The organism is Luteibacter flocculans (assembly GCF_023612255.1).
Taxonomy (GTDB): Bacteria; Pseudomonadota; Gammaproteobacteria; order Xanthomonadales; family Rhodanobacteraceae; genus Luteibacter; species Luteibacter flocculans.
The window spans coordinates 3,857,606-3,876,804 of the sequence record NZ_CP063231.1; the positions used below are offsets into that span (position 1 = coordinate 3,857,606).

The following is a 19,199-nucleotide window of genomic DNA, read 5'->3' on the forward strand; positions in this document are numbered from 1 at the left end:
ATCAGTTGATGTTGCTGGTGAGGCTGAGCAGCGGCAAAAGAATCGCCGCCATGATGAAAGCGACCATGACGGTCATCACAATGGTGAGCGTGGGAACGAGCGCGGCGAGCAACCGGTCGATGGAGCGCTTGGCTTCGACATCGAAGGTATCGGCCACCTTGAGCAGCATGGTGTCCAGCGCGCCGGCTTCCTCGCCGACCTGGATCATCTGCAGAGCAAGCCGCGGGAAGCGCTCGGTCTGGCTCAGCGCTGAGCCGAGGCCTGTGCCGCCCTTCACGCGCTCGGCCGCCTGTTCGAGCGCGAGATCTAGCGCGCGATTGCCGGTGACCTGCCGAGCGATCGCCAGCGAGGAGAGCAACGGCACGCCGTTCTTCAGCAGGGTGCCGAGCGTGCGCGCGATGCGTGCAGTCTCCACCTTGAGCAGGAGAGGGCCCGACACGCGCATGGTAAGGAGACGCGCGTGGAAGGCGAGACGATGGTCCGGATCACGCAGGCGCACGCGCACGAGAACCACCGCTACCGCCAGCACGGCGGCCATGGCCCACCACCAGTCGCCGATCGCCGTACCCAGGGCAAGCACCACCGTGGTGATGAACGGGATGGGCACCTGCATGTCGGCGAAGATCGGCACGAACTGAGGCACCACGTAAGCGAGCAGCAGCACCAGCGAACCCAGCACGCCCACCATGAGGAAGGCGGGATAGATCAACGCATTGATGATGCTGCCGCGCAGCGCCTGTGCGCGTTCGAGGTAATCGGCGAGGCGGCGCAGCGTTTCGTCCAGCGAGCCACCGGCTTCGCCTGCGCGAACCAGACTCACGTAGAGCCGCGGAAAGACGCCGTTTTCTTCGTCCAGTGCGGTGGAAAGCGTGGTGCCGCCGCGCACGCGGTCGCGGATGCGCTCCACCATATTCTTCGCACGCTCGCCCTCGGGCAGATCGAGCAGGATGCCCAGCGCACGGTCGAGCGGTTGCCCTGCGCCAAGCAGCGTGGCGAGCTGATGGGTGAACTGCGCGAGCTGGTCGCCGGTGAAGGGGCCTTTGCGGAACAGCGCTGCGATGCCGCCACCGCTGGCTTCGCCATCCGCGGGTGCCGCTTCGATGGGCGTGTGTCCCTGATCCTGCAGACGTGCGACGACGTCTTCGACGGAAGACGCCTCCATCCGCCCGGAAAGGGCCTCACCGGCGGCGCTGATGGCTCGGTAGCGGAACTGGCTCATGAGTGGGAACCTACGATTCCTGTGTGACGCGCAGGACTTCCTCGATGGTGGTAACACCCGCCACCGCCTTCGCCAGGCCATCTTCGTACATCGTGCGCATGCCCTCGGCGCGTGCCTGCCGCTCGATCTCGCCGGCATCCGCACGCTGCATCACCAGACGACGCAAGGGATCGCTCATGACCAGAAATTCCATGATGGCGCGACGGCCGCGATAGCCGGTGGGATTCGCAGCGCTGCTGCCGGGCTTCCACAACCGGATGGGGCGTTCGTCGGTGTACTTGTGCAGCTCGAACTGCTCGATCACCTCGGGCAGCGCCTCGTAGGGCACCGCGGTCTCAGGATCGAGGCGGCGCACGAGACGCTGGGCGAGGATCCCGTTCACCGTGGAACCCAGCAGGTAGTCTTCCACGCCCATGTCGAGCAGGCGCGTGATGCCGCCCGACGCGCTGTTCGTATGCAGCGTGGAGAGCACCAGGTGGCCGGTGAGCGCCGACTGGATGGCGATGCGGCACGTTTCCAGATCGCGCATTTCGCCGATCATGATCACGTCCGGATCCTGGCGAACGATGGAGCGCAGCGCGCCGGCAAAGTCGAGGCCGATCTGCGGCTTGACCTGAATCTGGTTGATGCCCTCGATCTGGTATTCGACCGGGTCTTCGACGGTGATGATCTTCACGTCCGGCGTGTTGATCTGCGACAGCGCCGTATACAGCGTGGTGGTCTTGCCCGAGCCGGTCGGGCCCGTGACCAGCAGGATGCCGTGCGGCCGGTCCAGCACGTCGACGAAGCGGTCGCGGAAGTGATCGGTGAAGCCCAGCGATTCGAAATCGAACACCACCGATTCGCGATCCAGGATACGCATCACCACCGACTCGCCGAAGCTGGTAGGCACCGTGGACACACGTAGATCCAGCTCCTTGCCCTGAACGCGCAACTGGATGCGGCCGTCCTGCGGCAGGCGGCGCTCGGCGATGTTGAGGCGGGCCATGATCTTTACGCGCGAGATCACCGCGGCCGTGGAACTGGAAGGCGGGGCTTCCACCTCGTGCAGCACGCCATCGATGCGGTAGCGAACCTTGAGGCGGTTCTCGAACGGTTCGATGTGCACGTCCGACGCGCGCTGTTCCACCGCACGTTGAAGAATGAGATTGACCAGGCGGATGACGGGCGCCTCGGAGGCGAGGTCGCGCAGGTGTTCCACGTCGTCTTCGACCGCGGCGTTACCGTCCAGGCTTTCCACAATGCTGCCCATGGCGGACCGGCCCTGGCCGTAATAACGCTCGATCAGATCGTCGATCTCCGAACGCAGCCCCACGCGAAGCTGAACCTCGCGCCCGGTCGCCAGACGCACAGCCTGCAACGGGTAGGGATCGGCCGGATCGGCCACCAGCAGCGCGAGGCCGTCATCGCCCTCGCGAACCGGTACCACGTGGTACTGCTTGAGGAAGCGCGGCGACAGTTCGACGTCGGCCGGCGGCAATTCGGGAGCGTCCTTCGCGGCCAGCAGCGGCAGGCCGAGGAGGTCGGCCCAGGCGTCGGCCAGGTCACGTTCGGACACGAGGCCAAGGCGCGCCATCAGCGCGGTCAAGGTGCCTTCGGGGGTCTCGTCATGCAGGCGGCGGGCCCGCGCGAGGTCGGTGTCCTTGAGTCGGCCGTGCGCGACAAGATGCGCGCAGACCTGTGCCTCTCCGGGTTCCCCGGCAAGCATGTCCCTGTGCTCGGTCATCGCAGACATGCCATCTCCACACGGTCCGTTGAATGCGTCGTTCCGTCCGGCCGTTCCTGACCGTACGGGCCGCTATTGGTAGCACATACCGTGCGTCCCAGGCGACCGCGGCGCGTGCATTTCGCGATGTGGCGCAACAAGCGAAAGCCGGCGTCTCCGCCGGCTTTCAACGACTTGCAAACGACTTGTAGGGCGAGGCCCCCGCGCTTACCAGCCGACGCCTACACCCACACCGCCCGAACTCTCACCGCCGCTGATCGCCGCACCGAAGGTGAGACTGGCGTTGGAAGAGATGCTGCGCGAGTAGCCGACCGACAGGGCTCCCTGCCCCTTGTACCCGCCGACACCCACGCCAAGCCGGTTGTCCCCGCTGACCCCCTGGGTGCTGAACGCCATCTGCGACATGGCCGCGCCCATCGCGCCCACCTTGTTCAGGCGGTCGTTGAGGTTGCTGAACCGACGATCGACCGTGCGCTTGTACTCGTCGAAGGCCCCACCGCTGACCACATCCCCAAACTTCTGGTCGGTATAGGCCTTGGCGCTGCTGAGCGTGGCCGCGTCGCCCTGATCCGCGTACGACTTGGCCGTGGTCAGTGCCTGGTCCACCTGGCCGACGTTGGCCGCGTCCGTGGGCGCCGTGCCCGCGGCGACGTTCGTGATCGGCGCACCGCCGCCGTCGATCGCCGCCGCGGAGATCGGCAGCGCCGCCGCCACCGGAGCCCCTACGGCTGCCGGTGCCGCGGCAGGGGCTGCCATCGCGGCGGCCATCTCCTGCGGCACGGCCGCCTGCGTGGTCACGGACTCCGCGGCCACGGACGGGGTCGTTGCAGCGATGGACGGTGCGGCGACGCTATTGCGACGCACCACCGTACCGCCACCCGAGGTCGAGCCACCCGACCCGTTCGACTCCAGCTTGCCCACGCGGGAATCGAGCGAAGAGAGCGCGCCGTCCAACGCACCGACCGCGTCACCGACCGTCCCGTACGAGCTGCCCTGGACACGGTAGACCGGTCCGACGAAGCCCGTCGCCCCCATCGACGCACCGCCGCCCAGCGCCATCGCGACGGCATTGCCCGCCGTGGACGAGGATCCGGCGAAGGCGCCCGACAGTGCGCTGTTCAACTGCCCGAGGTTTACCGCGTCGGTCGTCTGGGTACCGGCGGCCACGTTGGTGATCTGGCGGTTATTGCCCGCGCTGCCCACCGACACGGTGTTCGCCCGGGTCGCGAGCGAGCCGTTGCCCAAGGCCACCGAGTTCGCTGCCAGCGCCCGCGCGCTGTCGCCGATGGCGGTGGCGCCGGCCGCACCCGCAGTCGCGAACGCGCCGATCGCCGTGCTGGACTCCTTGCTCGCCGTGGCGAAGGCACCGTTGGCGGTGGCGAGGTCGCCCGTGGCGCTGCTGCCGGCGCCGGTGGCCAGTGCCATCGACCCGGTGGCACTCGCGTCATCGGAGCCGTCGCCCGCGCCGGTAGCCGACACGTAGTGACGCGCGCTGCTCACGCTGTCGGACAACTGCGTGAGCTGATCGACGTTGGCGGCATCGGTACCCTGCTCACCCGCAGCCACGTTGGTGATCTGCCGCTCGCTGCCGCGGGCACCCACCGAGAAGGTGCCGTCGCGATCCGCATTGGCGTTGGCACCGAGGGCCACGCTGTTGACGCCGGTAGCGATCGCGTTGTTGCCGATGGCGACGCTGGCCGCACCGCGGGCCGTGGAGAAATCGCCGACGGCGACGCTGCTCGCACCGGATGCCCAGCTATTGATGCCGAGCGCCGTGGCGTTGGCGCCGGGTGCATAGGAGAAGTAACCCAGCGCCGTGCTGCCGACGCCCTCCGCACCCGCGATGGCACCGAGTGCCGTGGCGTAGTCGGCGGTGGCCTGCGCGCCCGCACCGAAGGCCGCCGCGCTATCACCCGTCGCTCCCGTATAGACGAGACCGACGCCTGCGATGTTGCTCGGACCGCCCACAGCGACCGAACCGGCGCCCGAGGCGGTGGTGGAGGTACCCACGGCGGTCGAGTAATCGCCGGTAGCGTTGGCGACGGCACCGAGTGCGGTGGACTGCGCGCCACTGGCATAGGCGCCCACACCGACCGAGGTGGCTGCAAAGCCGCCCGACTGTGCGCTCGCGCCGACCGCGGTTCCACCGACGCCCGCGCTGGTGGCGCCGGTATCGACCGGATTGCCGGAACCATCGGAGATCAGCGGATTGCCATCGGCATCCACAGCATTGCCGCCGACGGCGACGCTGCCCGCGCCCGAGGCCTGCGCACCTGCACCGTAGGCCGCGCTGTTCTGCCCACCTGCGACGGCACCGTAGCCGGTCGCCGTGGCCTGCTGTCCGGTGGCCACCGCGCCACTGCCGAATGCGCTGGCACCCGGCGCACCCGCGAACGCGCCCGAACCCGCCGCTGTGGCGAAATCGCCCGCGGCGACGGCATCGTCGCTGCCATCCGCCAGTCCGTTTGCCTTGAAGTAATGGCTGGCATCGCTTACGCCGCCGGCCACCGCGTCGAGCTGGCTCTTGTTCACCGCATCGGTGGCTTCCGTACCGGCGGCCACGTTGGTGATCTGCCGCTCGCTGCCGACATCGCCAACCGAGACGGTATTCGCCCGCTCGGCGTACGAACCGGCGCCCAGGGCGACGGAGTTCGCTCCCCCGGCAATCGCCGATTCACCCACGGCTGTGCTGCTGACGCCATCCGCCCAGGCGTTCCAGCCGAGCGCGGTTGCGTAATCGGCGGTCGCCCAGGCACCCGTACCGAACGCCGACGAGGCATAGCCCGTCGCTTGGGCCGGCACCAGACCGAAGAACGTGCTGCCGCCCACCGCTACGCTTTCGTCGCCCAGCGCCTGTGCGCTTTCACCGACCGCGACACTGCTTGCGCCGGTCGCGGCGCTCTGCGTGCCGACCGCGGTGGAGAGATCGCCAATCGCATTCGCGACCGCACCGACCGCCGTCGCTTGCGCACCGCTGGCATAGGCACCGACGCCGAAGGCCGAGGAAGCAAAGCCTCCGGACTGTGCACTCGCACCCACCGCGGTACCGCCGAGCCCGGCACTCGTAGCCGCCGTGTCGACCGGCACACCGCCGTTCGTGATGAGCGGATCGCCGTCTTCATTCACGGCCACGCCGCCGACCGCAACGCTGCCCGGACCATTGGCCTGCGCACCCGCACCGTAGGCCGCGCTGTTCTGTCCCGTCGCGACACTGCCGTAACCGGTGGCCGTCGCATTCGCACCCGTAGCAACTGCACCGCTGCCATATGCACTCGCACCGTCCGCACCGGCATACGCTCCCGAGCCCGACGCCGTGGCGTATTGCCCGCTCGCCTGCGCATCGTCGCTGCCGTCGCCGGCACCGGTCGCCTTGAAGTAACGCGTCGCATCGCTCACCGAGGCATCGAGCTGACCCTTGTTCACCGCATCGGTGGCTTCCGTACCCGCCGCCACGTTGGTGATCTGCCGCTCGCTGCCGACGTCGCCGACCGACACCGTGTTGTCGCGGTCGGTGTACGAACCCGCACCCAGCGCGACCGAGTTCTCGCCGATCGCCCACGCATTCGCGCCCAGTGCCGTGCCGTTATTGCCCAGCGCCCAGCTGTTCGCACCGATCGCGACCGCGTTGGCGCTCTCGATACCGAACAGCCCGAAGCCAGTCTCCGCGTAGTTGCCGATCGCGACACTGCCGGCGCCCGACGCACTCGCACCGCCGCCCACCGCCACCGCGCCGCTGCTGTACGCCGCCGAGCCGTAGCCCGTTGCCACCGACAGATCGCCATCGGCGAACGCCTGCGAACCGTTCGCTACCGCACCGGCTCCGGAGGCCTGCGCGAGGAAACCCGAGGCTGTCGATTGCTCGCCTTGTGCAAATGCTGCCGTGCCCAGCGCCGTGGCGTACTGACCTTCCGCCTGCGCACTCGCACCCACCGCCGTCGCCGCCAGACCCGAGGCCGTGGCCGGACCGACCGCTTCACCCGTGGCCGTGTACGTGATCAACGGCTTGCCGTCCGCGTCCAATGCCTGGCTGCCGATCGCCGTCGTGCCGTTGGCCGTGGCCTGCGCGCCCGATCCGTACGCTGCACTGTTCTGGCCCGACGCGACTGCACCGTAGCCGGTCGAGGTCGCGAACTGCTGCGTCGCCACCGCGCCCGATCCGAATGCGCTCGCTCCCGTTGCGCCCGCATAAGCGCCCTGGCCTGCTGCCGTCGTGTAGTCGCCGCTGGCAAGGCTGCCGGCACCGAACGTCGACGCACCAGTGCCGGTGGCGATCGCGCCGTGACCGTTCGCGGTGGATTCGTCACCCGTGACTGCACTGCTTTCGCCGGTTGCCGTCGATCCCGCGCCCGTCACGGTGCTGTTCGCACCGACCGCCGTGCTGTTGGCGCCATCAATCGTCGAGGCACCGCCGAGGCCCGTGCTGTTATCGCCCGATATAGATGCGTTCGCGCCATACGCGGAGGCGCTCTGGCCCCAGACGAACGAGTTGGTTCCGACCGTCGTGCTCTGCCCACCGATCGCCGCGCTGCGATAGCCGACCGCGACGGCATCGACATCGAGCGCACCGGCTACCGCGCCGACGGCCGTCGCATTGAGATGGTCCGCCGTGCTCGACCAGCCTATGGACGTTGTGTAGTCCGCTGTGCCCCAGGCGCCATTGCCGAAGGCCGATGCACCGATGCCGCTGGCGATCGTGGGAATGAAACCGCCGTACGCCGAACCACCGATCGCCACGCTTTCTTCGCCCGTGGCCTGCGACGTCTCGCCGACCGCGACGCTGCTCACGCCGGTGGCGGCACTCTGTGTACCGACGGCCGTGGAATAATCGCCAATCGCATTGGCGACCGCACCGACCGCCGTGGCCTGCGCACCGCTGGCGTAGGCACCGACACCGAAGGCCGACGACGCGAAGCCGTTGGCTTGCGCACTCGCGCCCACCGCCGTGCCACCGACGGCCGCCGTCGTGGCGGCGGTGTCCACCGGCACACCCTGGTTGGTGATGAGCGGATCGCCGTCTTCATTCACGGCCACGCCGCCGACCGCAACGCTGCCCGGACCGTTGGCCTGCGCACCCGAGCCGTACGCTGCGCTGTTCTGTCCCGTCGCGACGCTGCCGTAACCGGTCGCCGTCGCATTCGTGCCCGTAGCAACTGCACCGCTGCCATATGCACTCGCACCGTCCGCACCGGCGTACGCTCCCGAGCCCGACGCCGTGGCGTATTGCCCGCTCGCCTGCGCATCGTCGCTGCCGTCGCCGGCACCGGTCGCCTTGAAGTAACGCGTCGCATCGCTCACCGAGGCATCGAGCTGGCCCTTGTTCACCGCGTCGGTCGCTTCCGTACCGGCCGCCACGTTGGTGATCTGCCGCTCGCTGCCGACGTCGCCAACCGACACCGTGTTGTCGCGGTCGGTGTAAGAGTTCGCACCCAGCGCGACCGAGTTCTCGCCGATCGCCCACGCATTCGCACCGAGGGCCGTGCCGTTATTGCCCAGCGCCCAGCTGTTCGCACCGATCGCGACCGCGTTGGCGCTCTCGATACCGAACAGCCCGAAGCCAGTCTCCGCGTAGTTGCCGATCGCGACACTGCCGGCGCCCGACGCACTCGCACCGCCGCCCACCGCCACCGCGCCGCTGCTGTACGCCGCCGAGCCGTAGCCCGTTGCCACCGACAGATCGCCATCGGCGAACGCCTGCGAACCGTTCGCTACCGCACCGGCTCCGGAGGCCTGCGCCAGGAAGCCTGACGCCGTCGATTGCTCGCCTTGTGCAAATGCTGCCGTGCCCAGCGCCGTGGCGTACTGACCTTCCGCCTGCGCACTCGCACCCACCGCCGTCGCCGCAAGACCCGACGCCGTCGCCGGACCGACCGCTTCACCCGTGGCCGTGTACGTGATCAACGGCTTGCCGTCCGCGTCCAATGCCTGGCCGCCGATCGCCGTCGTGCCGTTGGCCGTGGCCTGCGCGCCCGATCCGTACGCTGCGCTGTTCTGGCCCGACGCGACTGCACCGTAACCGGTCGAGGTCGCAAACTGCTGCGTCGCTACCGCGCCCGATCCGAACGCGCTGGCACCTGTCGCACCGGCATAGGCGCCGGAGCCGGATGCCGTGGCATACGCGCCGTTCGCTTGCGCGTTGTCGCTGCCGTCGCCCGCGCCGTTCGCCTTGTAGTAATGCGTGGCATCGCTGACGTCGTCAGCGAGCTGGTTGACCTGTGTCGATACGCCATCGACGCGGGTGGACAGCGTATCCACGCGCTTCGACACGCCCGTGACCGACGACGACACCTTATCGAGCTGTCGCTTGTTGACTGCATCCGTGTCCTGCGTGCCGTCCGCGACGTGCACGAGTTGGCGATCCTCGTTGACCTTGCCGATCGATACCGTGTTGGCGCGATCGGCAATCGAACCGTCGCCTAGCGCAACGGAGTTCTTTGCCGTGGCTCGAGAGTCCGTACCGAAAGCCGAGCTGGCGGAGCCGCTCGCAACGGCAGACTCGCCGAGCGCGATGCTGCCGATGCCGCTGGCGCGCGATGCCTGCCCAAGCGCAGTCGACCACGCGCCGCTGGCCTGCGCGTCCTGACCGAGCGCAATGCTGTAGTTACCGCTGCTGATCGCTGCCGTGCCCACTGCCGTGCTGTAGTCGCCAGCGGCCTTGCTCGCCGTGCCGCAGGCGAAGGCGTCGTCACCCTTGGCGACCGGCGCCTTGCCCTGAATGCCGAGGAGATAGCCGCCGCAGACGTTGCCGGCGTGCGCAGGTGCGCTGCCCAGCGCCAGCGCCATGCCGGCGGCCAGCGGAAGCGCAGCCATGCTGGCGCGCAGACGTCGGGAGGTCCCGCCCTTACCCTTGGCCCTGGCCAGTTCCGAGGCCACGACCAGAATGCCGAGGGATGTGTTCCAGACCTTGCTGTAGATGGTGTTCACGTCAACCTTCCTCCCAGATGTCCGCATGTGAGCGATCGATGCGCGGGCGCGCGACGCGCGGCCCTTCGCCAGTCCGTCGCGACCGCGGCGGACGATGTGTCCCCTGGCTGGCGGCTTGCGCCGTCCTGCCATCGTGTGTGCAACCGGTGTTTCGCTTTCCCGCGATGCGGGTTCCCCCCGAACAACGAGGCCCCGGCGAACCGGGGCCTCGTCTACGTCAGAGCGTGTAGGCTCCGAGGACACTCACCCCGGAGTACGCCTTGACGCCCTTCACGGTCAGCGTCCAGGTACCGGCAGCAGGCTTGCTGGCGGTAAACGGTTCGCTGTTGCCCGGACGGTTCGGCTGATCCTTCACCTTGCCGCTCGGATCGGTGACCGAGATCGAGACGTCGCCCGAACCACCGAACGTGCGCAACGTGAGGGTCTTGGCGTTGGCCGGCACCGTGAGCAGATAGACCGTGCTCGCGCCTGCCGCGCCCTTCTGGTTGCCCAGTGCCACGTTGTTGTTCAGCACGATGCCCGGAGGTGCCGGCGGCGGGCCCCAAGCGGCGTATTGCGCCTGGGTTTCCGTATCGGACAAGCACGCGTTGAGGCTGCTCGCCTGGCTCGCCGTCACCAGTCCGTCAGTGGCGAGCTGGGTCGCATAAGCGCGGACCGCCGAGCGGTAGGTGCCCACGTCGGCCGCGGCGCCAGCGAGAACTTCCGCGTTGGCGATCACGTTCGCACCGATGATGACGCCACCGGGGACGAGGGTCGGAATACCCGTGTCGCAGGTCAGCAGCTTCTGCGTGCCACGGTTGAGGCCCCAACCGATGTCCTGGAACAGCGCGGGCGTCAGATCGACGTCGATCTGTCCCTCCAGATCCTGGTTGATGGCGTATTCCATGATCGCGTTCGGCGTCAGGCGCGTGTCGTAGTGCGAGAACGACGAGCCCTGCGCGAGCGTGGTCGGCGCGTACAACTGCACGTTGCCCTGGGCGTCCGCACCGGCGAGGCCGGTACCCTGACCCACCGCACCGGTGAGGCCGGAGAGGTTGGCCTTGAGCTTGTTGCCGTCCACCTGGCTGACCGCAATGACCGGAATGTTCACCGGCGAAGCGGGCGTGCCTCCCGGCGTGATCGCACCGGCCTGGTTGTTGGCGATGAGCACGGCGCTGGCGCCGGCAGCCTGAGCGTTGAGCGTCTTGACGGTGAAGTCGCAGGTGCCGCGATCGATGAGCGCGATCTTGCCGGCGAGCGCCGAACCGTTGGTGATCGCGTTGCAACCGTCGTTCGGCTGCGCCTGCACGACGCTACCGGTGAAGTTCGACGACGTCGCCGTCGGACCGAACGCCGCCTGTGCATAGCCGTAGTCGCCAGCGGCAGCGGCCGGGGCCGTGACGCGGAAGACGTTGGGCGTACCGAGGGCGAGCGGCGCTTCCGCCTTCACCGTCGCACCGGTGAACACGAGCTTGCCGTCGTCCAGCGCCGCCGTGACGCGCTGCGCGTTGGTGAGGTCGTACCACTTCTTCATCTGCGTGTCGTTGTAGACGAAGGTGGAGTAGATGTCCGGACGCGCGACGCCATCGTCGCCGACGTACGGCGAACCGGTGGTCAGGCTGTTGAAGCCCGAGAAGCCGAGGCCGTGGGCCATCTCGTGCAGCACGACGTTGAGGAAGTTGATCGAGCCTGCCGGCGTCTTGCCGTCGAGGCCGAAGTACCACTTCGAACCTTCCAGGCATCCCGTGGAACCGAGCGCACCGTTGAACTGGCTCTGGATGTCCGCTTCGCCGGGCGCGCCGTCCTCGTGGGTCAGCGCATCGAACAGCGCGGAGTGGTACCACGTGTTGCGCACGGCACCGGCCGGCAGCGTGCTGCTGTCGTCGAAGTAGAAGATGTAGGTGGTACCGGAGGAACCGAGCACGCCGGACGTCGCATCGCAGCTCAGCGGCTCGAACGTGGCGTTGTTGACGATGGTGACGTCGCTCTGCAGGACCGCGCCCCAGATATCGGCGGCGAACTGGTAGACGTTCAACGCCTGCTTGCCGACGGTGGTGCCAGGGTTGCCGCCAACCGGCGTGGCGGGCGTCTGATCGTCGAGACCCTGGCCGGTACCGACATCCTGGTTGACGATCTTGATCTCGGCGGCGCTGGTGGCCAGCGAGCCGAACAGGCCTGCGGTAGCAAGCGCGGTGAACAGGAGGCTGCGGCGGATCATCGGGTCACCTCCGGTGCCTTCGGAGCGGCCTGCACACCATGGTCGTCATGGTGAACGACGAGCTTGCCGTCGGCGGTACGCTCCGCCACGACGCTGCTCATCAGTTCCTGCGGCACGCGCACGGCCTTGGCACGCACGCCGTTGCCGAGGCTCACCGTGCGGAACGTGGCGCGGGCGTCGGCCGCAGTGCGCGGCGCCGACAGGGCGGAGGCCTTGTCGGAACGAACCTGAAAAGCCTTCGACAGCGCGTCGCGCTCGGCGGCGGTCGGCTCGCGGAGGCGGCCGGTCGACGGATCGATGGCGACCTGGACGCCCTGGACCACCACGGTCTGCGGCTGCGATGCCTGCGGCGTGTCCGCGGCCTGCGCCGCGCCCGCCATCGTGAACATGCCCGTCAGCACGAGACCCAAGGCCTGTGCCAGTGTTCGTGAAGTCATTACCAGTACCTCCCTAGTGCGGCGCCGGGACCCCTCCCTGCACGCCCACCGGCGAAGACCCCCTCGCCGGCGTAAACACTCGAGGATTCGACGTTCCCCTCAACGCCAACCCTGCCCACCGCCGCGCCTCGCGCGGCGGCGACGATTCATGACGTGGTGGGACTCGGTGGCGACCCGGCAACGCTGCCGGAGTGGCTGGCGACGGAACGGTGACCTGTCGTCGAACGGTTTACCATTTGCACTACCCCTGCCCGTGGTACTGCCAGCGACGGCCTTCGCAGACCGTCTCCCTGTTAGGTGCCCTGAGGACATCCCCTGCAACGAAGGCCGGTTCCCCCCGACCCTTCCTGTCGCTTCCGCGCGTCACATTTTTGACGGCGGTCGTTGGAACGTAGCAGCAGGAAAATACGAACGTCAATCTTTTGACGCGTGAAAACGTATCGGCCAAACGCACAGGGCGAAAAGCCGTAGGAAACTCGCTTTGGACGTCTATTTGTTCAACAATTCATGAGCTTGCGCACGAATAACGTGCAGCAGGCTTCGTCACCCCTCGGCTTCAAAGCGAAAGAAAACATGGACTTGATCGACATCGGCGCCAACCTCACCCACGTATCCTTTCGCCAGGATCTTGACGACGTCCTGCAACGGGCGAGCACCCACGGGGTCGGTCGCATGGTGGTGACGGGTGCTTCGCGCGAAGGCAGCGAGCATGCGCTCGCACTTGCTCGCGCCCACGCCGGACGCCTGTTCGCCACGGCGGGCGTCCATCCGCACCACGCCGTGGAGTACGACGACGCGACCCACGAGCGCCTTCGCGAGCTGGCGAGCGCGCCGGAAGTTCGTGCGATCGGGGAAACCGGCCTGGACTACAACCGCAATTATTCGCCGCGCGACATTCAGCGCGAGGTCTTCGAACGGCAACTCACCATCGCGGTCGAGACAGGCAAACCCCTGTTCCTCCATCAACGCGACGCACACGACGACTTCCTCGCAATCCTGAAGCGCTATCGCGACCGCGTGCCTGCCGCAGTGGTGCACTGCTTCACCGACAACGCGGATGCACTGCGGGACTACCTCGCGCTCGACTGCCACATCGGCATCACCGGGTGGATCTGCGACGAGCGTCGCGGTCTCCATCTGCGCGAGCTGGTGAAGACCATCCCCGCCCATCGACTGATGCTGGAAACCGATGCGCCGTACCTGTTGCCACGCACGATCCGCCCGATGCCGAAGGATCGCCGCAACGAACCGATGTACCTGGCGCACATCCGCGACGAGGTGGCACGCGACCGCGGCGAAACGCCGAACGCGTTGACGGAAGCGACGACGCGAACGGCGGAAGCGTTCTTCGGTCTCTGAGGCTGCGTCTATTCCGAATGCAGGCCTGTGAGTGCCGCCTCGGCGAGATCGACCTCGCGAATCAACGTGCGCAGCGTTTCGTCGTTGATCGTATGACTGCGACGCAGGTGATAGAGCTCGTGTCGCTCCGCGTGCAGTGCGGCCAGTCGCATCGTGCGCTCCGTGCCCGCTTCCGCGCGCGCCTTCTCGGGTATGTCACCTTCCTCGCCTGCCGCTTCGAGGCGTTGCTGGTAATCCGCCATCACCCGCGCAGCGACGTGCGATGCGAGTGCGATGGCGTTCTCGTCGCCACTCTCTTCCACGCGTTTCTGCTCTTCGCCGATGCCGCGCAGCGCCGCTTCTGCGGCCAGCGCACGCGCCTTGCGCTCTTCGCGCACGCGCGGATCTTCTCCGGGTAACTTCAACCCGCGCACGAGCAGTGGCAGCCCCACCGCACCGAAGACCAGCGTGCAGAGGATGACGCCCGAGGCAAGGAAGATCATCAGCTCGCGCGCGGGAAAGGGACTGTTGCCTTTCATCAGCGGCAACGACAGCACGCCCGCCATGGTGATGGCGCCGCGAACGCCGGCCAGTGCCGAGGTCCAGACCAGACGCGTACCGACCTTCGGGCGCTTTTCGCCGCGGTGCAGCGCACGCATGAGCATGAAGCGCAGCGACACCCAGACCCACGCGAAACGCAACAGCACGAGCACCAGCGTGACGGCGAGCACGTAGGCGAACAGATGCCAGACCTCGCCGCCGCCCGCCTGGGCGACGTCGAGCTTCGCGTGTCCGACGATGCCCGGCAGCTGCATTCCGAGCAGCAGGAAGATCAGCCCGTTGAAGGTGAACTCCACCATCGACCACACAGCAGCCGTCTGCACGCGCGTGGCGACGTAGCCGCCCTTGCGAACGTCCGTGTAATTCATCGTCATGCCTGCCGCCACAGCCGCAAGAATGCCGGACACACCGAAGTGCTCGGCCAGCAGGTACGCCGCGAAAGGCAGAAGAAGCAATAGGCTCACCTGGCTCGCGGGATCGACCTCGCTGCTCCAGCGAATCAGGCGACGGCGCAGTGCCCCGAAGGCCAGTCCGACAAAAGCGCCGGCAGCGACCCCGCCCAATGCCATCACGGCGAAGTTGCCGGCCGCGTCCATGAGCGAGAACGTTCCGGTCAGCGCGGCTGCCACGGCGAACTGCAGGGCGACGAGACCGGACGCGTCGTTCAACAATGCTTCGCCGGAAAGAATGTGCATGAGCCGCGGCGGCATGGGCGAGCCGCCGGTGATCGACGTGACTGCCACCGCATCCGTCGGTGACAGCACGGCCGCGAGCGCGAAGGCCACGGCGAGCGGAACGGTCGGAATCATCCAGTGAACGAAGTAGCCAACCCCGACGATGGTGAAGAACACCAACCCGATCGCCAGCGCGAGAATCGGCCCGCGCAGCAGGAAGAATTCACGCTTCGGAATGCGCCAGCCATCCGCGAACAGCAACGGCGGAATGAACAAAAGAAAGAACAGGTCCGGATCGAATTCGACATGCATGCCGAACGGTCGCGCGAGCAAGGCGCCCAGCGCAATCTGCAGCAACGGCAGCGGCAGCTTTACGGGGAGCACGCGGACCGCTGCGCCCGAAAGCGCAACGATCAGAAGAAGGACGAGAACGGTGATGACGAGATCCATTGCGTGACGCTATCGGGCGTGCCGCAGCGAGGCAACCGGGCAGCCCGTCGCGAGCGCAATAACTTGCGCCCTCGGGCGCAATTACCTGCTTAGGACTTATTCCTATTGTCGCGTTACGTAACAGGGGTTTACGTTGATTTCACACCGCCTTAGCCAGCGCCCGAGGGGGCGCCGTTGCGCCAGTGCTGGCTACGGCGATTTTCGCGCCAGGGACGACGTCCTTGCTCAACGTTCCAGGGGATATGTCCATGCTGCACGTTCCGTTGTCGGTACCCCCTTCAGGAGTGGACGGCCGCCCGCGTCCGTCATGAGCCGGCGCGATCGGCCGCCTTGGCGGTACCCGGTCGCAACGCTGCTCGCATCTCGGTAACCCGCCCGCCGTCGTGACGGTGGAACACCCGCGTGCCGCGTGGGTGCGGGTTGCTTCGACCCCGTTTTCGTCACGTGTTCCTTCAGGAGGGTAGATTCCATGCAGTCCGTCACTCACTCGTCAGCGACACCACGCCGCCGACTCGCACTGGCCGTCGCCTTCGCCATCGGTGCGGGCGCCGCAGGTGGCGCGCTCGCCCAGAGCAACGCCAGCGGCTCGATCTTCGGCTCGGCCACGCCCGGCGACACCGTGCATATCGAGAACACCGCGACCGGCTTGCGCCGCGACATCACCGTCGACGCCAGTGGTCGTTATCGCGCGAATTCGCTGCCGATCGGCAGCTACGACGTGTCCCTGATGCACAACGGCGCCGTGGTCGACACGCACAAGGGCGTGCAGACGCAGATCAGCCAGGGTACCGACGTGTCGTTCAACGCGCCCAGCGGCGACGCCACGACACTTGGCAGCGTGCAGGTCACGGCCAACAGCCTTCCCAGCATCGACGTCAGCTCGGTCGACTCGCGCACGGTGCTGAGCGCGGATCAGCTCTCCAAGCTGCCGATCGCCCGCACGTCGATCAGCTCCATCGCCTTGCTCGCCCCGGGCACCACATCGGCCGCGCGCGGCTACGGCAACGCCTTGTCGTTCGGTGGTTCGTCCGCCTCCGAGAACGCGTACTACATCAACGGCTTCCAGGTCACCAACCCGCTGACTGGCGTGAGCTCGCGCCAGCTTCCCTATGACGCCATCGACCAGGAGCAGGTGCTCATCGGCGGCTACGGTGCCGAGTACGGTCGTTCCACCGGCGGCGTGATCAACGTGGTCACCAAGCGCGGCTCGAACGAATGGAAGGGCGACGTGCAGGTGCTGTGGTCGCCGTCGGAGCTGGCGCAGGAACCGCGCAATGTATACCTGCGCAACGGCACGCTGTACCAGCGCGGCAACCAGTACGCACAGCGCGACCAGGAAAACCTGCAGTACTCCGGCTCGCTCGGTGGTGCACTGGTGAAGGACAAGCTGTTCATCTTCGCCGCGGCGGACTGGATCCGTCAGACCGGCAACTACACCGGTCCCAACTCGGTCAGCGACGACGAGAGGGATACCGCGAAGACCAAGCGCTGGCTCACCAAGCTCGACTGGAACATCACCGACAACAACATCCTCGAACTGACGGGCATCGGCGATACCGAAACCACGGATTCCTCGATCTTCGCGTACAACTACGGCACCGGCCGCGGCGACTACCTGGGCCACCAGTACACCAAGAACTACAACGGCACCCAGACCAACGGCACGCCCGGCGGCAACACCTACATCGCCCACTACACCGGCTACATCACCGACGACCTGACGGTGAACGCGATGTACGGTCGCGCCAACTCCGATCACCAGCAAACCGTAAACGGCGCCTCGGGCGTGGCCTGCCCGTCCATCACCGATTCACGCGTCGAATTCGTCAATAACAAGCAGACCGGCTGTACCGTCGGTTCGACCACCACTCTCCTGCCCGGCTCCAAAGACAGCACGAAGGGCTGGAGCGCGAACATCGAGTACCGCATCGGCGACCACGATCTCCGCGCCGGCGTGGACAACTACGTGCTGCGTGCGACCTGGGGCTCCAGTCCGGTCGGCGGCACGGCGTATACGTATAACGATGTCGGCGACGGCAGCGTGATCCAGCAGCGCCTGATCAACCTGGGCCTCAGCCCCACGCTGTACAACCCGGCGGACTTCCCGAACGGCTATTACGTGGAGTCCTCCGCGCTCAGCACCGGTACGTCCGCACGCACGAACCAGCGCTCGCAGTTCGCCGAGGACAACTGGCAGATCACCGATCGCTGGCACGGGTACATCGGCCTGCGCAACGAACAGTTCTCCAACTACAACGGTGAAGGCCAGGCGTACGCGCGTGCGCGTCATCAGCTCGATCCGCGCCTCGGCGTGTCCTGGGACGTCTACGGCGACAGCTCGTTGAAGATCTACGCCAACGCGGGACGGTACCACCTCGGTCTGCCGACCTCGGTGGCCGTGCGCGGCGCTGGTCCGTCGACCTATCCGTCGCAGTACTTCAGCTTCACCGGCATCGACCCCACCACGGGCGTCCCGACGGGTCTCGGCCAGGGCGCTTACTCGGGCACCTACTACCTCAACGGCGCCAACGGCACGCCGCCCGACGCGAAGACGGTGTCGGCCAAGCAACTGCACTCGTACTACCAGGACGAGTACATCTTCGGTTTCGACAAGCAGTTGGATAACAACTGGGTGGTCGGCGCGAAGGCCATGTACCGCAAGCTGCGCAGCCTCATCGACGACACCTGCGACTCCGCACCGCTGCAGGCGTGGGGCGATCGCAACGGGCTCAGCGCCGAAGTGGCCGCCGGTATCAAACAAAGCACGGGCTGCTGGCTGTTCAACCCGGGTCGCGCGAACACGTTCGTACTCTCGCCGTCGGCGGGCCAGTACCTCGACGTGCCGCTCTCCGCGGCGGACATCGGCGAACCGAAGCCGAAGCGCTCGTACTACATGCTCGATCTGTATGCCGAGCACCAGTTCAGCGACAAGTGGTACGGCAAGATCGACTACACCTACTCGCGCAGCTACGGCAACTCGGAAGGCCAGCTCGATTCGAACATCGTGCAGGCCGACGTCTCCACGACCGAGAGCTGGGACTTCCCGCAGATCATGGAGAACACGAACGGCGATCTGCCCAACGACCACAAGCACCAGCTTCGCGTCTACGGCACCTATGCGCCGACCGACGAGTGGCAGTTCTCCACGGTCAGTCGCGTGACGTCCGGCGCGCCGGTGAGCTGCCTCGGCATCCGTCCGCTGTCCGCTGGCGGTGACCCGTACGGCTACGGTGCCAACTACTTCTGGTGCAACGGCGAGCCATCGCCGCGTGGGTCGCGCGGTCGCACGCCCTGGACGTACACGATGGACGTCAGCGCCGCCTGGAAGCCGATGTTCGCCGATCACAAGCTCACGTTCTCGGTGGACGTCTTCAACCTGCTCGGCAAGCAGCAGGTGACGCAGTACTTCGAAACGGGCGAGACCGCGAACGGCCTCGCCAATCCGAACTACAAGCGCGCCCGCTCGTTCCAGGACCCGCGTTACGTCCGCCTCGGCGCACGTTACGACTTCACGCTCTGACCTAGAAGAAGAAAGCAGCAGCACTCCCCAGATTGGCCGCCCGCTCCCACGGGCGGCCTTTTTTTGTTGGGCAGAAAGGCCACTGCTGAAACATGCGGCCAATGTGTCTATTTCATGCTTTTCATGAAGCTTTTTTCATCTTCGCTTAAATCGTTT

8 protein-coding genes are annotated in these 19,199 nt (G+C 67.0%); 2 read left to right on the top strand and 6 right to left on the bottom strand.

Features of this window, described 5'->3' with window-relative positions; translation table 11 throughout:
* Nucleotide 1 precedes the first annotated feature (1 nt).
* The 5 genes from gspF to IM816_RS16855 form a co-directional block, all read right to left on the bottom strand.
* Nucleotides 2-1,219: a type II secretion system inner membrane protein GspF gene (gspF, locus tag IM816_RS16835; RefSeq protein WP_072323885.1), complete on the bottom strand. Its 1,218-nt coding sequence runs from the start codon at nt 1,217-1,219 to the stop codon at nt 2-4.
* Between the two features lie 10 nt (nt 1,220-1,229).
* Nucleotides 1,230-2,945, bottom strand: coding sequence for a type II secretion system ATPase GspE (gene gspE / locus IM816_RS16840; RefSeq protein ID WP_250340790.1), 1,716 nt, complete (start codon nt 2,943-2,945; stop codon nt 1,230-1,232).
* 207 nt (nt 2,946-3,152) lie between these two features.
* Nucleotides 3,153-9,866, bottom strand: a complete 6,714-nt coding sequence (locus tag IM816_RS16845) for an ESPR-type extended signal peptide-containing protein (RefSeq protein ID WP_250338968.1) — start codon at nt 9,864-9,866, stop codon at nt 3,153-3,155.
* A 217-nt stretch (nt 9,867-10,083) separates the two neighbouring features.
* The gene (locus IM816_RS16850) at nt 10,084-12,063 is read right to left on the bottom strand and encodes a PA domain-containing protein (RefSeq protein WP_305884068.1); all 1,980 of its coding nucleotides are present in this window, start codon (nt 12,061-12,063) and stop codon (nt 10,084-10,086) included.
* Nucleotides 12,060-12,500: a post-PEP-CTERM-1 domain-containing protein gene (locus tag IM816_RS16855; protein ID WP_143144620.1), complete on the bottom strand. Its 441-nt coding sequence runs from the start codon at nt 12,498-12,500 to the stop codon at nt 12,060-12,062. The genes IM816_RS16850 and IM816_RS16855 overlap by 4 nt, the downstream gene beginning before the upstream one ends.
* 573 nt (nt 12,501-13,073) lie before the next feature.
* On the opposite strand from IM816_RS16855, the gene IM816_RS16860 reads away from it, so the two are divergent.
* Entirely contained in the window at nt 13,074-13,859 is a 786-nt protein-coding gene (locus IM816_RS16860; protein ID WP_250338969.1) for a TatD family hydrolase, read from the top strand.
* Between the two features lie 8 nt (nt 13,860-13,867).
* On the opposite strand, the gene IM816_RS16865 is transcribed toward IM816_RS16860, so the two are convergent.
* A complete protein-coding gene (locus tag IM816_RS16865; RefSeq protein WP_250338970.1) occupies nt 13,868-15,523 on the bottom strand; it encodes a Na+/H+ antiporter in 1,656 nt (551 codons plus the stop codon).
* Between the two features lie 469 nt (nt 15,524-15,992).
* On the opposite strand from IM816_RS16865, the gene IM816_RS16870 reads away from it, so the two are divergent.
* On the top strand, nt 15,993-19,043 hold the full coding sequence (locus IM816_RS16870) for a TonB-dependent receptor (protein WP_250338971.1): 3,051 nt from the start codon (nt 15,993-15,995) through the stop codon (nt 19,041-19,043).
* The last annotated feature ends 156 nt before the right edge of the window (nt 19,044-19,199 follow it).

Excerpts from the sequence above, each read along its gene's own strand:
- IM816_RS16850 (WP_305884068.1), bottom strand. The coding sequence starts at position 12,063 with ATGATCCGCCGCAGCCTCCTGTTCACCGCGCTTGCTACCGCAGGCCTG.
- IM816_RS16870 (WP_250338971.1), top strand. The coding sequence starts at position 15,993 with ATGCAGTCCGTCACTCACTCGTCAGCGACACCACGCCGCCGACTCGCA.
- IM816_RS16860 (WP_250338969.1), top strand. The coding sequence starts at position 13,074 with ATGGACTTGATCGACATCGGCGCCAACCTCACCCACGTATCCTTTCGC.
- IM816_RS16865 (WP_250338970.1), bottom strand. The coding sequence starts at position 15,523 with ATGGATCTCGTCATCACCGTTCTCGTCCTTCTTCTGATCGTTGCGCTT.
- gspF (WP_072323885.1), bottom strand. The coding sequence starts at position 1,219 with ATGAGCCAGTTCCGCTACCGAGCCATCAGCGCCGCCGGTGAGGCCCTT.
- IM816_RS16855 (WP_143144620.1), bottom strand. The coding sequence starts at position 12,500 with ATGACTTCACGAACACTGGCACAGGCCTTGGGTCTCGTGCTGACGGGC.
- gspE (WP_250340790.1), bottom strand. The coding sequence starts at position 2,945 with ATGACCGAGCACAGGGACATGCTTGCCGGGGAACCCGGAGAGGCACAG.